The following is a 19,819-nucleotide window of genomic DNA, read 5'->3' on the forward strand; positions in this document are numbered from 1 at the left end:
AGCATGTGTATACAGAGCGCACTCCGGTGAACGGACCGATCGAGGCGTGTAGATGTCATTGCTATCTAGGTGTTCGTATCCGTTAATGCAGGCATGTTGATCTCTTTTACGCAGGCCGCTTTGGACAAGCTGATGATACATCGAACGATGGAGACCATATCCTGCAGGGGAATGCGGGTCCCATCATACTCGGCCAGTGCACGTTCCATCCCGTCTTCATACGGAATTTCTGCCGCCAGTTCTCCCGGGTTGATGCATGTCACCGCGATGCGGTCATTCCTCGTATGTTCTCTTAGAGCTTCCGTAATACCCCGTATGGCAAATTTGGAGGCGACAAAAGAAACCTGGCTGCTGCCTGCATTGCTCAAACCGGCTGTTGAACCAATCAGGATGATCTTGCCTGCTTCAGACTGGCGGAGCTGAGGCAGTAAAGCCTGTATACATACAATTGTAGAAGTCACATTCACATGGATCAGCTGACTGATATCTGCGGGTTCATCCTTATCAAACGTGTAGTGCTCTTCAAATCCTTCCTTTTCCCAGATCCCCACGTTATAAATAAGCACATCCAACGTCTCGCCTTGAAGTTGGCTGGCAACTTGCTCTGCGGCCTGAAGCTCGGAAAGATCAGCCTGAATCCATATTCGCTCGACGCCATCCTCCACGGACAGACTTTCCGGCTTGCTGCGGGAGACCACCCAGACCTTATCACCGGATTGTGGCACACCTCTGACAAATGCATCGCCCAATCCCTTGCTTGCACCAAAGACAATTATATTTTTCAAATAAAGCCCTCCTTATCGATTAGAAATTAATAATATTTACATTAATCTATATCTTACTATAAAGGTGATATATGGAACATGAAGTTTACATGAGGTATGCTTCATCCTTATCAAGAAAAACCACCTCTGCCCCGCAAGGACGGGAGAGAGATGGTTGGAGAGATCATGATAACATTAATGGTAAAGTTTTAACTCGGCGATGGACCACCACCACTCGGGAGTGTCCGCGGTCAAGGCAATTTTGATGTATCGCGCCGTTTGTTTGGAGAACGTATGTGAGATGACAGGTCCTGTTCCCAGTGCTTCCGTAACCCCTTCCCAACGTTCGCCATCCTCAGAAGTGAAGAACTGGAAGCTGCGAGCATAATCGTTGCTGCTGCTGCCTGAGTCCATTGTCAAGCGGCTGAAGCTCTGCTTGCTTCCCAGATCAATCTGGACCCATTGATTGGCATGTTGACCAGATGAAGAGGTCCAGCGTGAATTCAGATCGTCGTCGAGCATCGCCGCAACATCTTCAGAGGTGGAGGCAGTCGCTGTCCATGATGTTCGATCCAGTTCAACAGGTAGCAGATGATCCTGTTCCCCGGATATCCAAGGTGTCTGATCAGCGGTATAGACCTCTAATTCAGCCACGGACCACCAATGAGAATCGGTACCTGTCTGTACGACCTTAATATAACGTGCCTCATGCGGTGTAAAAGCGATAGAAAGTAGCGCATCTGATCCTTCACCCGAAGCCAAGGCTTTTCCCCAATGCTCTCCATCCAGAGAAGTATATATTTCATAACCGCGAGCAAAGTCTTCCCGGCTGTGCGCGCTGTCCAGCACAATCCGATTCACTGGCTGCGAGGCTCCCAGATCAAGCTGAATCCATTCGCCGCCTGTTTGAGTCTGACCGGAGGTCCAGCGTGTTTGGTCCGAGCCGTCGAGTATAGCCGCTGCATCGTCTCCGGAGGAAGCTGTCACGGACCAGCCATCTGGCAGCAGCCTCTTTTGTTTGCCCGTTCCATTATGATGAACAAACAACTCGGAGATCGACCACCATTGATCGGAATCCCCGATCTGTACCATTTTCACATAACGTGCCTGCTGTTCAGGGAAGGTGATGGACATGCGTCCAGGCGTGCCTTCGCCGCCCGCAATGGATGTGCCCCAGTGTTCACCGTCATCCGAGACATAAATCCGATACTGTCTCGGATAGTCTTCTTTCGCATGGCCCGGGTCCAATTCTATGGCATCGAAAAAACTCTTTTGGCCGAGGTCAATGGTAATCCATTGTCCTTTGGTTTGCTTCCTACCGTTTGTCCATAGTGTATCTGAACTTCCGTCCAGCATATTGGCTGTAACATCTGCTCCTTGAGTAGAGGAGGCGGTTACGATCCATGAAGAGCGATCTGGAGGCGGTACGGGCTGTGGGAGCTCTGGTGTTGCTTCAAGTTTGCCAAATCGGGCAAGCTTGAGTTCAGAGATCGACCACCAGCTGTCTGCAGAGGAAGTCAATACAATTTTGACATAACGGGCGGTTTGCATGCCCAAATCAACGGACAGACTTGGAGATGTTCCTGCTCCCTCTGCGATAGGCTCGCTCCAGTTCTCGTTATCTTTGGATACGTAGATTTCGTACCCGTGAGCATAATCACCGCCGTTGTTGCCGGAGTTCATGAATACCGTATCCATAAACTGTTCGCCACCCAGATCGATATGCAGCCAATCGCCGGGCTTCTGAATCTGTCCGGATGACCAGCGTGTAGTCAGATCACCGTCCACCATGTGCTCTACCGGCTCCGAACTGGAGGATGCCGTAATGCTCCATTGGCTCCGATCGAGATAGACTACACCCTGAGAGGCATCCGGCTGTTTAACGACGGAATGTTCCAGCGGGTTAACCTTTACTTGCGCTTTGGCATACACGGTAGCCGAACCCAAAGCGCCATGGGCATTGTAGAAATGAACGGTTTTGACAGTGTCGGACGGATTCCAGATTTGCGCTGTATAGACGCCGTCCTTTTCATACACGGTTGCTGCCGGATCATCTGCCCATATATCCATCGTGCGTGTTCCCGTAGAAGCCATGCTGTGCATGAACCAGTACGCGTTAAAGACTTCATTTTGCTGCATCTCACTCGTATTCCATTTGGCTAGAGCACCTTGCGGGTCTCCAATGGACTGGAATGGCCAGATAATATGCTGCCATGTGCGTTCCTGCTGACCACCCAGGTCCTTAATGAGACCATTGTAGAGAGCCTTAGTATTCTGCGGATCACGTCCATAATAGGTCATCCATTCTGCTGGCGGCAGCCAGTGAATACCGTAAATATGCTCCGCCTCATTAGAGAAGTACGTTCCATACAGGTAGGCGCTGCCGTACACATGACCTACCGTAGCGTGTTGGTAATCCTCCAGCCAGTTATCCCCGTCATAGTTAAACCAGTATTGCTCGGCAGCTTTCTCTTCGGTCATGAAGCCCCAGATCCCGGTGTCGCGATAGGCTTTGTTGCCTGTCACCTCACCCCACATATATTGGCCGACCCAACTAAAGAGCGCTTCTCCTGCGGCCTCCTGGTTATTCCCGCTGCGATTATCGGCGTAACCACCTGCCCAGGAGTGACCAGCGTACGGATCAAAATTGCGAAGCCATGGAAACTGATCATCTGTCCGTGAAGGATTGGCATAGTCCCGAATCAGAAGCTCAACCATGTCGCCGTAATCTTGCAAGAATGTTTTGTCATATGTGGCCAGTACAGCCGATGCAAAAACGTAATAACCGTAGGTGAAATGATGATCTGTCAATCCGGTATTAACACCGAATCCGCTACCGTAAGGGAAGATGGTTCCCCATTCATCCGAATAATAAAAATAATACGAGTGCAAAGGTTCGTCCGGCGAATAGGTATACCAATCTGTCAAAATGGTTCGAAGCAGGGACAGATAGTTGTCTCGTCGTACCGTATCTCCTATCTGGTCGCTGATGAGCACACCCAGCGCAAGCGGATGAAGCTTTTTCCCTTGCCAGTAAGGATCCTCGCTCATCAGATTGCCTGCCGTATCCGCGTCAAGCTGATCCAGATAGCTGATTAATTGTGCACGCGAGTAGGTTGGATCATCTGGCTCCACAAATTGCGGAATAATGCCATAGAATCGATCTTGTGTCGTAAACGTATTGCCTTCACTTACTTTCATCATGCCGCGAATGGAAGGGTAAGCAAGCTCCGTAACCGGAGTAGTCGCTAGTTTCCATTGGTGCGGCAACAAGGCCATCAGTGTCTCGGATGAAAAGCCTGCCCGCTTCGTCCGGGTTACCGAGTTGAAGGTAGTCGTTACCAGTGAAGTGCTCTCATTATAATTGTAGTCCACTGTTGTATCGGTTACAAAGGCGTAGGCATGCCGGTAATAATAAGACAGTTCTGCCGCGGACGGCAGGGTAGCCAGTGACAGATAGTTTTCGCTCTGGCCCAGCTTGATTTTGAGCGTATTGCCAAGTTTCATAAATACGGTTCCTTCAGGTGCAAAGATCCCGTAGTTTCTTGTAAAGGTCTGAGGCGTGGGCGCTCTGTCTTGATTGGTTACTTCAACACCGATATGATCGGCCGTCAGCGATTCTCCATCATTCAGAACAATTTCACGGTTCTGATCATCGAAGAGACGTGTGATGTTGGGAGAACGAACAATAATGGTATCCGGGTTATCGAAGGTGTTGTACAGGAAAGGGGAACCTTTCACAAACGTGGTATTCATTTTGGCTGTGTCATCATCGCTCATGATGATCGTTGCGGAATAATCCCCATATCCCGCCACCTTGGTATTTACCTCCGCCGGGTTCATATTGCTGGTGCTCATGATCAGATCCGGTTCACCGTCAGCGTCCATAGAACCGCCATCAGCCGAAACGTAACCAGCTCCGGGATTCAGAAGTTGAAGTCCTTGTTTGGTATATCTGCTTTTAAGCGGGAGTGTGACCAAACTGTTGCCATCCCCCAGATCGGATACAAGAATAGACTGCCACCAGTCATTGGAAGGGAGGGGCGCTGTGATGTCAGCCGTGCGATTTTTCGGGTTTTTCGGCTGCAGCATGGTGATGTCATTTACAGCGTAACTGCCGGAACCCACCTTTACCGAGGACGGTTCAGGGATATTCGGAATTGTATGCACAGGTTTGGCATCGCCTTCGATATACTCGTAGACGTCGAATGCGTACAGGGAGTATCCGTTGGTTGTTCCTCTGCCAAGTCCGGCTAATTTCACATACCGTGCTTCGGCGTATACCGGAATCTCATCCCGTCCACCGTCGCTGTGCAGTTCCCGGTATAATGTAGTCCACTGGTCTGCATCATTTGATACTTGAATATCGTATGCACGTCCAAAAGCGTTTTCCCATTGTAGGGATACGTTCCCGATTTCCCGGACTAGTCCAAGGTCTACAACAATCCATTCCTGATCCTTGTAGATGGAAGACCAGCGTGTATCCGGACGGCCATCCGTTACATTCCGTGCTTCGTAATTCCCTTTTTCCATTTTGGCTTTATCCTCGGCTGAACGGCTGGGCTCATCAATTTCTTCCGAAGATGCTGTAACCGGTTGTCCTAGTGCAAGGTTCATTGCTAATGGTTTGGGAGGTGGATTTGCTCCGCCCGTCCCATATACATTGAATTCGTATACAGAGACGCCATAGGCTGGCTGTGCTCTTTGATGACTGAACAAGCGCACATATCGTGCCTCCGCTGTGACCTCAATTTCTGTCAGGCCGCCTTGCCCCTTTGTTGTCGAGTAAACAGACTGCCAGTTGACCTCGTCGTTGGATACTTCCAGATCAAAGGCGGAAGCATACGCATTTTCCCACTGGATGGAGATGCCCGAGATGGAGGCCACCGTGCCTAAGTCAACATAGATCCACTGCGGATCTTGCTGCCATATGCTTTCCCAGCGGCTGTTTTTGTTGCCGTCAACCACAAGATCTGCCGTATTGCCGCCCAGAGATGAGGAACTGTACACAGGCCGGTTCAGGGATAACAGATGATGTTCCTCATCAGCGGCGTTCACTTTTGAGACCGGCCACAGCGGGATGCTGCTAATCAACAACAGAACAGATAACAGCAAGTTCATGTAGATGTTGCGTGTTTTTCCTCTTTGACTCGTTCGTACCTTCATATGACTACTCCTTTGTTAGCCCTTGCCATCTCACCAGACAGAGCTTCTCTTCTTCTCTTTCTCGCTACCGTATGTATCATTTTGTTTCCCATGTTGCTTTTGTGAGATATGAATCCAATGCTCAACACGGGATATTCAGGTGCCCCATTTTGTATATCGATCATTTTGTCTGGAATATAAAGGTTTTTTAATCGTTTTCGTGGAAAAAGAGACATATGTCCTACATAATGTATGGGGAATGTGCAACTGTGAAATCAAGATTCGTAATCGTTGTTCTCCAACAATACGATATCTTCGCCCCGTTGTTGCCTGTGAGCAATATTGTCCCTCCCCCAAGCACACATGACATCCACGATGGTGTTGGCGGTAACGCCATATTCTGTAAGTCCATATTCTACTTTGGGAGGCATCTGTTGGTAGACATGTCTGGTGACAAGGCCGTCCCGCTCCAGCTCGCACAATTGTTGAATTAACACTTGTTCCGGGATTTTTAAAAGTTAAAAGCTGAAACTCTTCATAAGAAATGTACTGAAAAGGACCTGGCTCACACATGGTGAAGTCCAGGTCCTGATCAATAAACGAAACATTAATAACCGAATAAAACTACATTTATTCTACGCGGAAATAATCGAAATCTGCATATCCTCCGGTAGACTTCGTTGCATAATTGAATAGTGCAAACCGATATCCCATAAAGTGTGGCAGGGTGTAAGACATTTGAAGTGTATTGCCAATGGTTGTCCAGTTGCTGCCATTCAGGCTATAAGCGAAGTAGGCTTTGTCGGTTTGGTTCGTAAAATCACAGATGACGCGTAGATAGATTCTGTTCTGGTTTAATGGCACAGTTGCTACTTCAGTCATGGTGCCGGAACTGGCATTAGCCATAACGATGGATTTGGTGCTGCCCGTCTTTTTTACGCCGACAAAACCATATTTGGCCTGAAAAGCAGCAAGTCCAGCATAATCACCATCCTTCATGCCGGCTGTATCCAAAGCGGTCATCCCCGTGCTTTTTGGACCAAAGGTTCGTTGTGTCAGGGTGTTGCGGGCTTCTAACAGGTTTTTGCTGATTTTGCCTGCGGTTAACCGCATGAAACCGGGCCGCTGGAGCAGGGACCAGTTGGCAGCATCAGGGTTATGATTCCACTGCCAGAAAGTACCGAGACTGGATGTACCGGAAGATGAATTGCTCGTCAGGGAGACGTCATCTACATAAAACGCCATCAAATCATTGGTCGGGTCCGGATTCGAGTTATACGGTGTTTCCACAAAAATAAAGCTTTGGGACAGGTCTGCATTTGACGGAACGGTATACGTACCTTGAATGGTACCCCACTGTCCGCGAGTTAACGTCGCACTGCCCATAATGGTAATTCCGGTATAACTTGCACCGTTCTGGATGCTAAGATTGAACGTTTTGGTTGCAGGACCAGTAGTGTATTTGATCTTTGCCGAAAAAGAGTATGTTCCTCCCGGTACCAGCTTGCCTGTAACCATCTGTTTGGCTCCGCCTGCTGTCTGCTGTCTGCCGCTGACGAGCAGGCTTTTTGTACCGCTGAATGCTTCGGCATTCGTTAAGTTGATGGTTGCCGTATTGTTGCTGGTCCAGGGCTGAATGCTACTTTCCTCAAAGCCGCCGTTCACTAACAGTTGCGTTACTGAGGGTGTGCCTGATGTGGTTGCGTTGAACTCATCGGACCCGTAGATTTTGGCAGCAGGCTGACCTTCAACGGGCATATTCATGTTAAGGGGAACCTTGCCGTTCACCCCAAACACAGGCCAGTTATCCGACCACGTTACTGGAACAAGATAGGGGATGCGCCCAATGGCTCCGCTATCACGAAACAGCAAGCCGTACCAAGCGCCGGATGCGGTATCCACGATGCCTCCTTGGGCGATTCCCGAGTCTCTGAGTACAACTTTACCTGTGTATGGACCTGTCAATGTGTTTGCACGATAGGCAAGCTGAATGCGACCATCACCCGAAGGCCAGGCAATCAGGAATACATAGTACATACCATTGATCTTCTGAATGTGTGCTCCTTCTGCCTTTACAATCATGTTGGAGCCGGCAACACTGCTTGCGTTTGGAATCAGGACCTGATTGAGCCCGCCGGATTTAACGGCTTTGGCATCAGGTGTCAGCTCAACGATACTGATGTTATCACTGCCATGAACAAGAAAGGTTCGATTCCCGTCAAACAAAAGGGAGGGGTCATGGTAATAACTGTTCAATGTGTAAGGTGTCCATGGCCCTGTTTCAATATTGCTGGTTTGGTAAATATACGTCTTGCCCGTAGAAAGCGAGCCAAAGGCCACATAATATATACCGTTGTTGTACCGCAAGCTGCTCGCCCAGGAACCACGCCCATACTCGTTTTGTCCATTGTTCAGGTTCTGTATATCCCCGTTTCCAAGCGTATCGTATACATAGTTTGCGATGCTCCAGTTGACCAGATCATAAGACTTCATGACCGGGACTCCCGGATTCATATGCATCGTTGTGCTTGTCATATAAAATGCATTGCCTACCCGAATGACGTCACTGTCAGGAACATCCGCGTAAATAACCGGATTGCTGAACGTTGCGGCCGAAGCTGCCGGACTTGTCAAAGGGAATGATGTTATAAGCAAAGGAAGAGCGAGTAGAAGAGCACTGATTTTTTTCCACATATTCTATCCTCCCAATTGATCATGTCCTATGAATTAAAGCGAGTACTCCAGATAATCAATGTAAGCATCCCAAGTGCCATTATCCGTTGTTACGACCAACTTGATTTCCTGATTGCCTGTACCGTGAGTGATGCCGGTGAGGGTTTGAACGGTCGGCTCCGTTCCCGTGAAGTAGAAAGAACCAGCGGTTACACCCCCGATGACCAGATCAACGCGGGCTGTATTATTATTGTTGGAAGCGCCGCGGACAGAGAATTGATGGGTTGGGAATGCAAAATATTGATTGTATGCTGCATAATCATTGTTCCCGTAAAGAGCGACTCCATTAAAAGGGGAACTGATTACGCCAGCGTATTGGCCGCCAAGAGTCATATTCTCGGCTTCGTAACGCGTAACGTTTGGATTGGGATTAGGATTTGGGTTAGGGTTAGGGTTGCCGCCCGAACCGGATGTGAACTGCCAGTAGTCCAGTTTGAACAGATTTCCATTGCCCGAGCCTGTAAACACCAGATACAAACGATGCACCCCTGTAGCATTGGTAACATTGGTCTCCATCTCGCGCCAAGTTTGCGAACCGCCAGTTGAACTTACGTTAAGTGTTCCAACTAGTGGGCCTGTCGGACTGTCCAGTCGAACCTCGATGTTGCCATTTCCGGTAGAAGCGACATTGGCCTTGAACTTGGAGGCTCCAGCTGAGCCAAAATCAACATTGCCGACCGCGATCCAATCCCCGTTATGAATATTAGTGACATTCTGATTGGCTACAGGTCCACCGCTCGCTTGACTCGGTTCAGTGTTAATTCCTGCTTGCCAGCCAATGGTTTCGGCTTCCACGCGGACATACGGGTTGAGGTTAGTGGTCTGAGGTACACCTGTCATATTCCCCTGAACTTCCTGGATTGTTCCATCCGCATTATGTGTCAGTTTGTTGATATGTGTGGAACGGTACCCTTTACCATCACCGAGGAATGCCTTGCTTACCGTTTGCGCATGGTACGCCACATACCATTCGTTGTTGAATTGGAACACGGCATGGTGGTTATTGCCGCCTACACCGAAGAACGTGCCGGGATTTTTCAGAAAGTGTCCTTTATACGTGAAAGGCCCCATCGGGCTGTCGCTGACCATGTATCCGATCTCACCTTTTGGATATGCAGTGGGGTGTGTTCCCGCGAAGTTGATGCAGTAGGAGTAGTAATATTTGCCGTTATACTTGTGGATGCCAGAATCTTCGAACATATAAGGAGAATCAATAGTCACAGCACTGCCCACCACACTGGTCATGTCGGCACCGAGACGAATGACCCGAGCTGTTTTGGGATTGGCAATGGAAGCAGCGTTGGTATCGTTCGGAATGCCGCCTCCAGCATACAAGTAAGCAGAGCCATCATCATCGACAAGTACAGCCGGATCAAAGAGCCAGGTTACGCCGGACATACCCGGTGTACCGTGAGTCAGGAGGGCACGACCAATTGGATCGGACCACGGTCCAATGGGGGAATCAGCCGTGAGTACGCCAATACCTCCACCCGAGTTGGCAAAGTACAGGAAAAACTTTTCTTTGCCAGCAATGGTTTTCTTCGCCATGGCAGGAGCCCAGGACTGGGTAGCCCATTTGGCAATTCCTTGTCCATTATTGGCATTATTCGCACCCGCTACCGGGATGGAACCATGGTCTGTCCAGTTCACCATGTCAGCTGAGGAAATGACGTTAATTTTCCCAATCGTGCTGTACTGGTTCTCTCGGACAGAGCCGTCACTGTTGTACAGATATGCATCACCTGTCATGTAGACATAGACCCGATTGTTATGGACGAGCACATAAGGATCGGCTCCCAGTTTATGATCGATGAGGGGATTAGAGTTTCCAGGAAGTTTGGCAACGGCTGCATTGGCTGCATGGCTCGATTCAACGGGCAGGGTGACAAAGATTAGCAGACACGACAACAACAAAACTAGCGGTTTACGAATCATACGTTTCGCCTCCATGAGATTGGGTTAGTTGGTGAGCTGAAATTCAGGATAGCTGAGATGATGAAATGCAGAAAAAACGAAAAGATTTTCCTCATGTCACCCCCTTCTTGAAATAATGGTTAGGTTGACTGTTAGGATAAGTCTTCATGTTGTCATATATGGTTTAAGCCAGACAACCTGTGCACCGGGTACGTGGTCACGGCAGCAAGGGGAGTGGCTATAACCCGAAGTAAGCCTGCATCTGTGGGTGCGATTAGAAAAGCTATAATCTGTCAGGTTTCTTTTTGTAATCGCTTTCAATAAAATGGGTTAGAACAATGAAATTTGGCGAAGAAAGAGATTTGGTCACATTTAAATGTAATTATTTTTCATATTTTCTTTTAAATGTTTATTAACTTGACGATATCATATCACAATTTTAAGATAATACAATCTTTTTCTATTTTTTAGTAGAGGATGAAGAAGACCATTATTATTCTATGTGTTTAACATTGGGCTTGATGGTAAAATACGATCTCGTATTCTATAAAACTACACTTTCAAGCATAGCTTTACTCGCCCCATGAGTTAGATACGAGAAAAAGACGTCTTAAGCTGTGACCGTTTCCCTGGAATCTCCCAGGGGGACGGTCATTTCGTTTTTTTCGGGAATCGATCCTGGTTACATAACAAAATCTACTCTTACTTGCTGACCAACTTTGACATTGCATTACATATTCCAGTTTTTGTATAGCTAAAGCCCTGAGCGTAGAAGGTTGTTAAGTGATAATGGTGGGGTGCCCCCTGTGTTTTGTCCACACCGTTGATTGAGTGTTTGAATATTACTATCGAGTGAGCTTATGCCAAATACTGCTAGAGTCAGAGGTTCATAAAGGTGGGATGGGAAAAATGGCTATTTTGTCAACTGGGCCGATTGAAAACAATCCGGTTTCCGGGGTTAGACCGACCCAACAGGTAACGATTAGATTGGTAAGTCGGGCTGAGGTGGACTCTGTAACAGTATCCATTCAGGGGTATGTGCTAAGCACAACAAGAACGCTGTATGTGAGTGAAGTAATCAGTATTGCTCCTAATGAAGCAGTGACCAGAACTTATTTTGCAGATTTAGCTGCTTTTGAGTTTGTTTTTGGAACAGACGTGGAAGGTGTGGAGGAAGTAGGGATTTCAGTGTGGGGCAAACAAGCCTCTGGGCAATTGGTAGATGCACACCGGGTGGTGGAGCACGAAAAAACAGTTAATGACATCTAGGAGATCAGAAATCCCCAAAAGAGGAGATGTAGCGATGAGCTTTTTATCAACAGGGCCAATAGAAAATAATGCTGTTAGCGGTGTAAGGCCGACTCAGACAGTTACAGTCAAAATTGATAACCGTAGTGATGTGAGTACCTCAACCATACAAATACAAGGGTATTACATGAGTGGTGGAATGAGGGTTCTGTATGTCAGTGAGTCTTTTGACATCGCACCTAATCAAATAGTAACCAACAACTATTTTGCCAATTTAGATGCCTTCGAGTTTACTTTTACAACAACAGCGACGGTTAATGATCCTGTGCAAGTATCCGTATGGGGTAAGAGCAGCACAGGCGCATTGGTAACAGCCCATCGTTTGGTTTCTTCCGAATTGCTGGGTGAAACCCCAAGCATCAACGGAGCTACAGGCGCAACTGGGGCTACGGGGGCGACAGGCACACCAGGGACAGCTGGAGTGACAGGTGCAACAGGAGCACAAGGCACAGCAGGTACAACGGGAGTAACCGGAGCAACAGGCACAGCAGGTACAACGGGAGTAACCGGAGCAACAGGCACAGCAGGTACAACGGGAGTAACCGGAGCAACAGGCACGGCAGGTACAACCGGAGTAACGGGAGCGACAGGCACAGCAGGTACAACCGGAGTAACAGGAGCGACAGGCACAGCAGGTACAACGGGTGTAACAGGAGCGACAGGCGCATCAGGTACAACCGGAGTAACAGGAGCGACAGGCACAGCAGGTACAACTGGAGTAACGGGAGCGACAGGCACAGCAGGTACAACGGGTGTAACAGGAGCGACAGGCACAGCAGGTACAACAGGAGAAACAGGCGCACCAGGTACAACGGGAGTAACCGGAGCAACAGGCACAGCAGGTACAACCGGAGTAACGGGAGCAACAGGCACAGCAGGTACGACCGGAGTAACGGGAGCAACAGGCGCATCAGGTACAACGGGAGCAACAGGAACAACAGGTACAACAGGTGTAACCGGAGCAACAGGTACAACCGGGGCTACGGGTGCGAGTGGTTCTGGAACAATTATTCCTTATGCATCAGGACTTCCTGTTGTGTTGACTACAGTTTTGGGTGGACTTTTGAATACTTCCAGTTTAGTTGGTTTTGGTAACAGTTCTACCGGAGTAAGTGTTAACGGAGGAATTATTGATCTCACAGGCGCTGCAGGCACATTGCTTAACTTTGCTTTCTCAGCATCGCGTGCAGGAACGATTACTTCACTGGCCGCTTATTTCAGCACAACAGCCGGACTTAGTTTGGTTGGATCTACAGTAACCTTAACTGCACAATTATTCCGATCCACTACACCTAATAACTCCTTTACAGCTGTACCGGGTGCATTGGTAACCTTAGCTCCTCCACTGACTGGCATTTTGGCACTGGGCACAATATCCAGCGGGGTGACTACAGGACTGAGTATTCCGGTATCTGCCGGTGACCGCCTGCTTATGGTGTTCTCAGCATCAGTAACAGCCGGAATTGATGTGGCTACAACGGTAGCGGGATATGCAAGTGGCGGCCTTACCATCACTTAACGGAAAATGGGCTATATAACAAGTTTAAAGACAGGGACTCTTGCCAACATGGTGAGAGGTCCCTGTTTATGTGTGTGCTTTTGTTTTCAAACTCTCTTCAAATGAAAGATAAGGACTATACAAAAACATAAAAAGACGAGGATTGCTCCTCGCCTCGTACATACCGTGGCCTACTCAATTTCACTCTGTTTTGGTTAGGCTGTCTACGACAAATTTAAGTTGGGCTTCCAACGAAATTGGGTCACTAAACACGAAGCCACGGCTTTCCTCGCGATAAACGTGATTATTCTGGACAGCAGGGAGGTTATCCCAGATAGGACCTTCAAAAACGGAATCCCCACTCTCATCACCTGTCCATCCACTTACAAAGATATAATCTCCTGCATATTGTGGTAACAATTCAAGTGATAACTTGGCCCAACCTTTGCCGCTATCGATGGCTTCCTTCTGAATGATCGGCGGTGCCTTCAGGCCAAACTCTCCATAAATAATATCTCCACCTCTACCAAAGCTCCCGTAGGCATAAAATTCTTTGGCACTTCCCGTATCAAAAATCGAAACCGTGCGATCACCTACCGCTTGCTCCACGAGTGGTTTATATTCAGCGATCTTAGCATCCCACTCTGCGATCCAGGCCTTCGCTTGCTCTTCTCTACCAGTCATCTTGCCAAAATCCATCAATTGCTCCCGTAGAGGTATTCCATATTCAACAGCGACGGTCGGCGCAATTTTGGACAGCTTTTCGATCGTTTCAGGGTCATTCCAAACGACAATTAAATCCGGCTGCAACTCCATGATTTTCTCGTAGGGTACATCGTTACCGATGTTGACAACGTCATCGAGCTTTCCTTCTGTATAACTGTTAAAGGACTCATCACCAGTTCCAACAGGCTTAAGGCCAAGAGCTAGCAAATGACCGGTAAAGGCTCCTGCAACCATTACTACCCTTTGAGGTTTTTTGGGGATTTGTACTTCACCGTTAACCGCAGAATAGGTTACCATCTCCGAGCTTCCGTTTGTGGTGTTACTGATATTACTCTCTGCACCTACAGTTGGACTTTGCGTACTGCCAGTGCTTCCATTCGTGTTTGCTGGCCTGGAACATGCGCTAACCAATAGAGTTAGGCACAACAGTAGGGTAATTCCTACAGGTAGTTTGCTTCTATACATCCGTAAATCTCCTTTTTCGCTATGTTGATAATGATTATCATCTCTGATATCAATATAACGACGGAGTTTACGCAGAGCAATGGATGATCGAAGCCTAAGGATAGGACGATAAGAACCTTTTGTCACTTGTCCGGACTCATCCTTGAATTGCTTTGGTGTGACTCCCGTATGTTTTTTGAACATTCTTATAAAATAGGATACATCAGCATATCCGACGCTTGCAGCGACTTCTTGCAGAGATAACTCGGTCTTTTGCAACAGCGTTACTGCTTTGTTCATCCTAATACCGATTAAGTAATCGATTAGACTTGCGCCAGTTTCACGTCGGAAGTACTTGGACAGATAAGGGACGCTGTAATGGAATGTGTGAGCGAGGGTTTCCCGCGTCAGCGGCTTGGCGTAGTGCTCCTGCATATAGCGAATAAGCTGAGAAGCAAGGTTGGGCCTAACAATGCTTACCTGCTGTTGATCCATTTGCCTGAGCAATTCATATACAAATTGATAGAATAGTGTTTTGGTATGGAGTCGCTCCAAGCGTCCCGGTTTATTCCACTCGCCCAGCATTCGCTCAGTGATTTCGTAGAGGATGGCAGGATGATATGGAATAAAACCGTACTGGAGGTGGAATGGCAATGGTTGATCCGGTTGTTGAAGTGTATGCTGCTTGCCAGATAGCGGTAAGGAGGCTTTGTAGAAAATCAGGTAATAATGAAAGGATTCGTCCGTTAGGATGATGTCCAGACGGGTGTTTTTGCCCCCATGAAGCATATAAAATGGTTTGGTAGCATGCTCATTTCCATCTAAGATCACGGTTGCATTGCCATTCGTTACGTACAAAAAGGCGCTGGCAGGGAACAGGTAAGGACGTACGCACTCGTCGGCCTGTATGACAATATGTCGTACATCCATGATTTTGAGCGATGCACAATTCCAGATGAGTATGTGTTCTTGTACATTCAAGGTTGCTTTCAATAGAGAGTTGTCTTCCTTCCATGAGCTGTTGAAGCCAGCCTTTTATGTGGTGAGGTTATTATATAATAATATTAGTGGCTTCTTGCAAAAAAACTGAAATACAGCCGCTGCAATGCGATATACATATTGCGAAGTCTAAATGAATTGTGTTGCAGGTAAAAAACGATCTATAATAACAGATGTATAAAAATACATATTTTAGGGAGACCAAGATGGGAAGAAGATTGTTAATAGCACTATTAAGTATGATCATGTTATTTGGAGTGGTACCTGCATATGGTGCAGGAACTTCTGGAAATTCTTTAATATGGGAGGGTTATAACGACAACGGAAGAATGGTGGGTATTAATTTTACTACGTTTACAGGCAAAAAAAGCACAACGAAATCTATTTATAATAAGCAAGCTTCACAGCAAAAAATTATTGGGAATTGGATTTATTTTTTAGTAGAGGACGAAGAAGATCATTATTCTATCGCTAAGATTAAAACAGATGGTTCGGCATTCGCTTACGTATCCCGAGATGATAATTTTGCAAGTTTTGATGTAGCTGGAGATACGATTTACTTTGTGAAAAGTGAATACAACGGTAATTTGTACGATGATTTGTCTTATGGCTCAATGAAGACAGATGGTACGAAGAAACAGATTATTTTGCCTGTATCTCCTTTTTATAATTTTGAGATTAATAAAGAGTATGTATACTATACGGAGCGGCATACAGATTTGTTTTATCGTATGAAAAAAGATGGTACCGCAACTAAATCATTATCCTCAAAAGGTGTGTCAGTATACAAATTTTATGGTAATGTGTTGTTTTTTTCTGAGATGATAGATGGAGGCTATAGTTCCAGAGGTGTCTTTGCAGAGTTGGATGGAGCCAGAAAAAAGACATTTGCATCAGATGGTTATATTCATCCTTTAGCATACTTGAATAATAAGTTCTATTACCGAAAAAATACGATAGACAAAGTAGGCAATACTAAAAGTATTATTTATGTTTATAATCGCTATACAGGTAAGAAGAATAAATTTGCTTCTTTAGATTATTATGACCGCTTCTTAGGACAAGTTGGAAACAGTCTTACATTCCTAACCTTTCCAGAAGGAGATGTGTATAAAATTGGGCTTGATGGAAAGTGAATAATAAATCTGGTCATATTCGCCCGCCTTCCTGGCGGGCTTTTTGTCACCTTTCAATATGTTTTCCCGGTAGCACTGGATTCTCCTTATATTGATCTAGTCGCTCCAACTTTCGGAATACAACTTCATATTTGTGTGACCCGCTTCTTCCAGTGTGATCACATCCGTTAGGGCAAGCCGAGACGTCTGAGCCATAGCGGACCACGAAGGTTTACTTAGTGCGATGTTTATAGTCTTCCAAAGGCTATGATCAATGCCAGAACTATAAAGAAGATATTAACGCCGAGCTCCCGGTACTCTTTACGCCGAATATGAAACAGCAATCCAAGCAGTGTGACAACAGCCAAAGCGATTGCGGCGATCGGCGTAAGCACCGGAGTGATGTTCAGTGCCCAAGGCAAAACAAGGCCCAGCGCTCCGAGTAGCTCCGCGATACCGATCAAAATAACTAGACTTTTTGGCACATCATTGACCCAGGCCCAGGTCTTTTTTGACGACTCGATACGAATGGTTTTCATCCATCCTGAATATATGAAACCTAGCGCCAATATAAGTTGTACGATCCATAACGTTACATTCATCTTTTCTTATCCCCTCACTTGCTCGATTTTAATATCTGCCTCTATACTAAAGTGAGAAGGCCCAATCTGGAAGTAGGCACTTAAACCTAACCAGGTAACCAAAAGTATACCCGGGTATGGTCAGAAAGTGAGGAATAAGAATGACGGTATATTGCAAATTCGGAACGGCCTTGGATATCCTTACGGGTAAATGGAAATCTTTGATTCTTCTACGACTACTGAGCAACGGTACAATGCGGTTCAGCGAATTACAAAAAGCCATTCCAGATATTTCAAAAAAAATGCTGACCCAGCAGTTAAAAGAACTGGAGTATCACGATATTGTGCATCGCGAAGTATATGCTCAAATTCCGCCTAAGGTCGAATACTCGATTACGGAGTACGGACAGCTCATGAAACCTGTGCTCCAGACAATGAGCGACTGGGGAGCCGGCCATATGCAGCATATGGAGAAGCTGTACGGCGAAGAAGACGAAAAAGGAGCAAACCCTTCCGAACTTCGGAAAATCGATTCCTTGGGGGGATAGGGTGACAAGGGAGAGTTAGTTTTGAATAAACAAAAAATTGTGATCATTGGTGCAGGGATTGTTGGGGCGTGTATGGCCTATCATCTAGCCAAACGAAATCAAGATGTAACTGTTATTGAACGCCACTCAGCCGCGGCGCGTGAAGTCACGGAAAAATCATTTGCCTGGATACATACGACGCATAGAGTGGCTCCTGAATACTGGCATTTGTACGATGCAGCTGTGGAAGAATATCACACACTTCAGCAAGAGTTGTCCGAACTGAACATTCATTGGCATGGTGCGCTAACTTGGGACACTCCGCCTCTAAGGGAGCAACACTTTCAAAAATTAAACCGGGAGCAGCTTGAGGCATTGGAGCCCAATCTGAAGGAATATCCGGGTGAAGCCATGTTTGTCAGCGAAGAAGGTGCGGTGGACCCTATTGCGGTAACGGAGCTGTTGTTGAGCAAAGCGCAAGAGTACGGAGCAAAGATTCAGTTCGACACCAACGTTACACAGCTGAAGCAAGAGGGTTCCCGTCTGGTTGGTGTTCATACATCCAAGGGTTTTGTGGAGTCGGATGTTGTGGTATTGGCCGCAGGAACAGGTACACCCGAACTTTGTAACCCGTTAGGTTGTCACGTGCCAATAACTTCGTCACCTTCGATTCTAATTCGGATGAAAACTGCTAATAAACGGATACACACATTAATCTCCAATGCGCAATTTGAAGCGCGTCAACTGACAGATTATACGCTGCTGGCTGCGGAAGATTATATCGACGAGTCGGAGGAAAACGGACCACAGGCGGTCGGTAAGCGAGCTTACGACACATTGCGTCGCAGTCTCAAGCACGGTAATCAATTGGAACTGGAGAGCATAAAGGTTGGATGGAGACCCATGCCTGAAGACGGTTATCCGATTGTGGGCTTCCATGATCACATGAATGGACTTTATCTGACGCTAATGCATTCTGCAATTACGCTGGCGCCGCTGATTGCGAATCTGGCTGCAAGTGAAATTATTGATGGCAAATCAAGAAATGAATTAGACCCTTGTCGCCTCTCACGGTTCTAGGGTCACTCCACAACGAAAAGGACATCGCTCAAGTGGCGATGTCCTTTTCGTTGTGGATATTTGTTGGAGTCTTCTATACTTCCCCAGTGGCCACCGGATTCTCCTCATAACTGTATTCGCAGCCACTGGCGAATGGCAATTCCATGCTAGCTATTCATCTACCTGTGAATCTCGCTAGCGGATTTGGCACCTTGACTTTCAAGCCACGGGATCAGTTTCGATGAAAAATTACGTTTTGCTGTGTCCAGTGGAGTCATTCCATCCCAGCTGGCAATCCAGTTCAGTTCGGCGCCTTGGTCAAGCAGGCATTCGGCTGTTTCTCTTTGACCTCCATGGCAAGCACACCAGAAGGCAACGGTTACTGCATCGGGAGGAGAAGGGGAGGTGCTTGTTCCCCAAGGATAACGTCCCGGGAGTTGGGCCCCTTTAAAATGTTCTTGTATAGCGTGAATATCTCCAAGGGCGGCCGCATGCCAAAGGGCAAAGATCGCGCCGCGCTCAACCAAGCGCCGTGCTGCATCCCATTGTGCAAAAGCAATAGCATCATCCAGCGGCGTGCCACCGGCGATCACCGCGCCAGGCGTTTCAATGTCTGCGCCAGCATCAAGAAGGGCATCAAGCACTTGAACATCATTGGAGCTTGCAGCCCAATGTAAAGGTGTCTCGATGTTTGGACCAACAAAAGGAGCGTTCACTTCCGCACCAAACTTGGTCAATACTAGCACGGCATCCGCTCCATTAGGGAAGTGCCCCGGCCAATCCGTCACCACGTGCAACAGCGTTCGAGAGGTACTGGAGTCTGCATCTACGTTGTCAGGCTTTCTTTCCAATATTCTTATGTTTGCCAATCCCGGATTCTCTGCCAGCAGTTGCTCTAACGTTGGAATATCCCCAGTGTGAATGGCTTGAATAACGCTCACTGCAAGTTTTTCATCTTCGTAAATAAATTCCATGCGCCAATCTCCTTCCAGGCTTATATCCATAT

At 47.2% G+C, this 19,819-nt stretch carries 13 protein-coding genes; 5 read left to right on the plus strand and 8 right to left on the minus strand.

What is annotated here, in order from left to right; all coding sequences use genetic code 11:
* Positions 1–65: 65 nt before the first annotated feature.
* The 5 genes from MHB71_RS02410 to MHB71_RS02430 all read right to left on the minus strand — a co-directional run bounded on the left by MHB71_RS02410 (position 66) and on the right by MHB71_RS02430 (position 10,577).
* Positions 66–785 (minus strand): SDR family NAD(P)-dependent oxidoreductase, encoded by a 720-nt coding sequence (locus MHB71_RS02410; RefSeq protein WP_036617480.1) that lies wholly within the window; start codon positions 783–785, stop codon positions 66–68.
* Between the two features lie 174 nt (positions 786–959).
* A complete protein-coding gene (locus MHB71_RS02415) occupies positions 960–5,930 on the minus strand; it encodes a discoidin domain-containing protein (RefSeq protein ID WP_340028769.1) in 4,971 nt (1,656 codons plus the stop codon).
* A gap of 254 nt (positions 5,931–6,184) precedes the next feature.
* Positions 6,185–6,418 (minus strand): helix-turn-helix domain-containing protein, encoded by a 234-nt coding sequence (locus MHB71_RS02420; RefSeq protein WP_340030119.1) that lies wholly within the window; start codon positions 6,416–6,418, stop codon positions 6,185–6,187.
* A gap of 121 nt (positions 6,419–6,539) precedes the next feature.
* Positions 6,540–8,603, minus strand: a complete 2,064-nt coding sequence (locus MHB71_RS02425) for a family 43 glycosylhydrolase (RefSeq protein ID WP_340028770.1) — start codon at positions 8,601–8,603, stop codon at positions 6,540–6,542.
* A gap of 33 nt (positions 8,604–8,636) precedes the next feature.
* Positions 8,637–10,577, minus strand: a complete 1,941-nt coding sequence (locus MHB71_RS02430; RefSeq protein WP_076318806.1) for a carbohydrate-binding protein — start codon at positions 10,575–10,577, stop codon at positions 8,637–8,639.
* Positions 10,578–11,465: 888 nt separating this feature from the next.
* Here MHB71_RS02430 and MHB71_RS02435 point away from each other — a divergent pair.
* Together MHB71_RS02435 and MHB71_RS02440 are read left to right on the plus strand one after the other, a co-directional pair.
* Positions 11,466–11,825, plus strand: a complete 360-nt coding sequence (locus MHB71_RS02435; RefSeq protein WP_036617491.1) for a hypothetical protein — start codon at positions 11,466–11,468, stop codon at positions 11,823–11,825.
* Positions 11,826–11,859: 34 nt separating this feature from the next.
* Entirely contained in the window at positions 11,860–13,383 is a 1,524-nt protein-coding gene (locus tag MHB71_RS02440; protein WP_340028774.1) for an exosporium glycoprotein BclB-related protein, read from the plus strand.
* Between the two features lie 180 nt (positions 13,384–13,563).
* On the opposite strand, the gene MHB71_RS02445 is transcribed toward MHB71_RS02440, so the two are convergent.
* A complete protein-coding gene (locus MHB71_RS02445) occupies positions 13,564–15,525 on the minus strand; it encodes an AraC family transcriptional regulator (RefSeq protein ID WP_340028776.1) in 1,962 nt (653 codons plus the stop codon).
* A gap of 212 nt (positions 15,526–15,737) precedes the next feature.
* Here MHB71_RS02445 and MHB71_RS02450 point away from each other — a divergent pair, with 212 nt between their 5' ends.
* A complete protein-coding gene (locus MHB71_RS02450; protein ID WP_340028777.1) occupies positions 15,738–16,667 on the plus strand; it encodes a DUF5050 domain-containing protein in 930 nt (309 codons plus the stop codon).
* A gap of 227 nt (positions 16,668–16,894) precedes the next feature.
* On the opposite strand, the gene MHB71_RS02455 is transcribed toward MHB71_RS02450, so the two are convergent.
* The gene (locus MHB71_RS02455) at positions 16,895–17,248 is read right to left on the minus strand and encodes a DoxX family protein (protein WP_340028778.1); all 354 of its coding nucleotides are present in this window, start codon (positions 17,246–17,248) and stop codon (positions 16,895–16,897) included.
* A 140-nt stretch (positions 17,249–17,388) separates the two neighbouring features.
* Between MHB71_RS02455 and MHB71_RS02460 the strand changes: the two genes are divergently transcribed.
* Together MHB71_RS02460 and MHB71_RS02465 are read left to right on the plus strand one after the other, a co-directional pair.
* A complete protein-coding gene (locus tag MHB71_RS02460; RefSeq protein ID WP_047843861.1) occupies positions 17,389–17,775 on the plus strand; it encodes a helix-turn-helix domain-containing protein in 387 nt (128 codons plus the stop codon).
* 21 nt (positions 17,776–17,796) lie between these two features.
* Positions 17,797–18,834 (plus strand): FAD-dependent oxidoreductase, encoded by a 1,038-nt coding sequence (locus tag MHB71_RS02465; RefSeq protein ID WP_340028779.1) that lies wholly within the window; start codon positions 17,797–17,799, stop codon positions 18,832–18,834.
* Positions 18,835–18,992: 158 nt separating this feature from the next.
* Here MHB71_RS02465 and MHB71_RS02470 read toward each other — a convergent pair whose 3' ends face one another.
* Positions 18,993–19,754: an ankyrin repeat domain-containing protein gene (locus tag MHB71_RS02470; protein ID WP_340028780.1), complete on the minus strand. Its 762-nt coding sequence runs from the start codon at positions 19,752–19,754 to the stop codon at positions 18,993–18,995.
* Positions 19,755–19,819: the final 65 nt, after the last annotated feature.

Origin of the sequence: Paenibacillus sp. FSL H7-0940 (assembly GCF_037979415.1) — a bacterium.
Taxonomy (GTDB): domain Bacteria; phylum Bacillota; class Bacilli; order Paenibacillales; family Paenibacillaceae; genus Paenibacillus; species Paenibacillus amylolyticus.

Bases quoted from the DNA above. Each gene is read 5' to 3' on its own strand.
- MHB71_RS02450 (WP_340028777.1), top strand. From the start codon at position 15,738: ATGGGAAGAAGATTGTTAATAGCACTATTAAGTATGATCATGTTATTT.
- MHB71_RS02425 (WP_340028770.1), bottom strand. From the start codon at position 8,603: ATGTGGAAAAAAATCAGTGCTCTTCTACTCGCTCTTCCTTTGCTTATA.
- MHB71_RS02455 (WP_340028778.1), bottom strand. From the start codon at position 17,248: ATGAATGTAACGTTATGGATCGTACAACTTATATTGGCGCTAGGTTTC.
- MHB71_RS02460 (WP_047843861.1), top strand. From the start codon at position 17,389: ATGACGGTATATTGCAAATTCGGAACGGCCTTGGATATCCTTACGGGT.
- MHB71_RS02430 (WP_076318806.1), bottom strand. From the start codon at position 10,577: ATGATTCGTAAACCGCTAGTTTTGTTGTTGTCGTGTCTGCTAATCTTT.
- MHB71_RS02415 (WP_340028769.1), bottom strand. From the start codon at position 5,930: ATGAAGGTACGAACGAGTCAAAGAGGAAAAACACGCAACATCTACATG.
- MHB71_RS02435 (WP_036617491.1), top strand. From the start codon at position 11,466: ATGGCTATTTTGTCAACTGGGCCGATTGAAAACAATCCGGTTTCCGGG.
- MHB71_RS02440 (WP_340028774.1), top strand. From the start codon at position 11,860: ATGAGCTTTTTATCAACAGGGCCAATAGAAAATAATGCTGTTAGCGGT.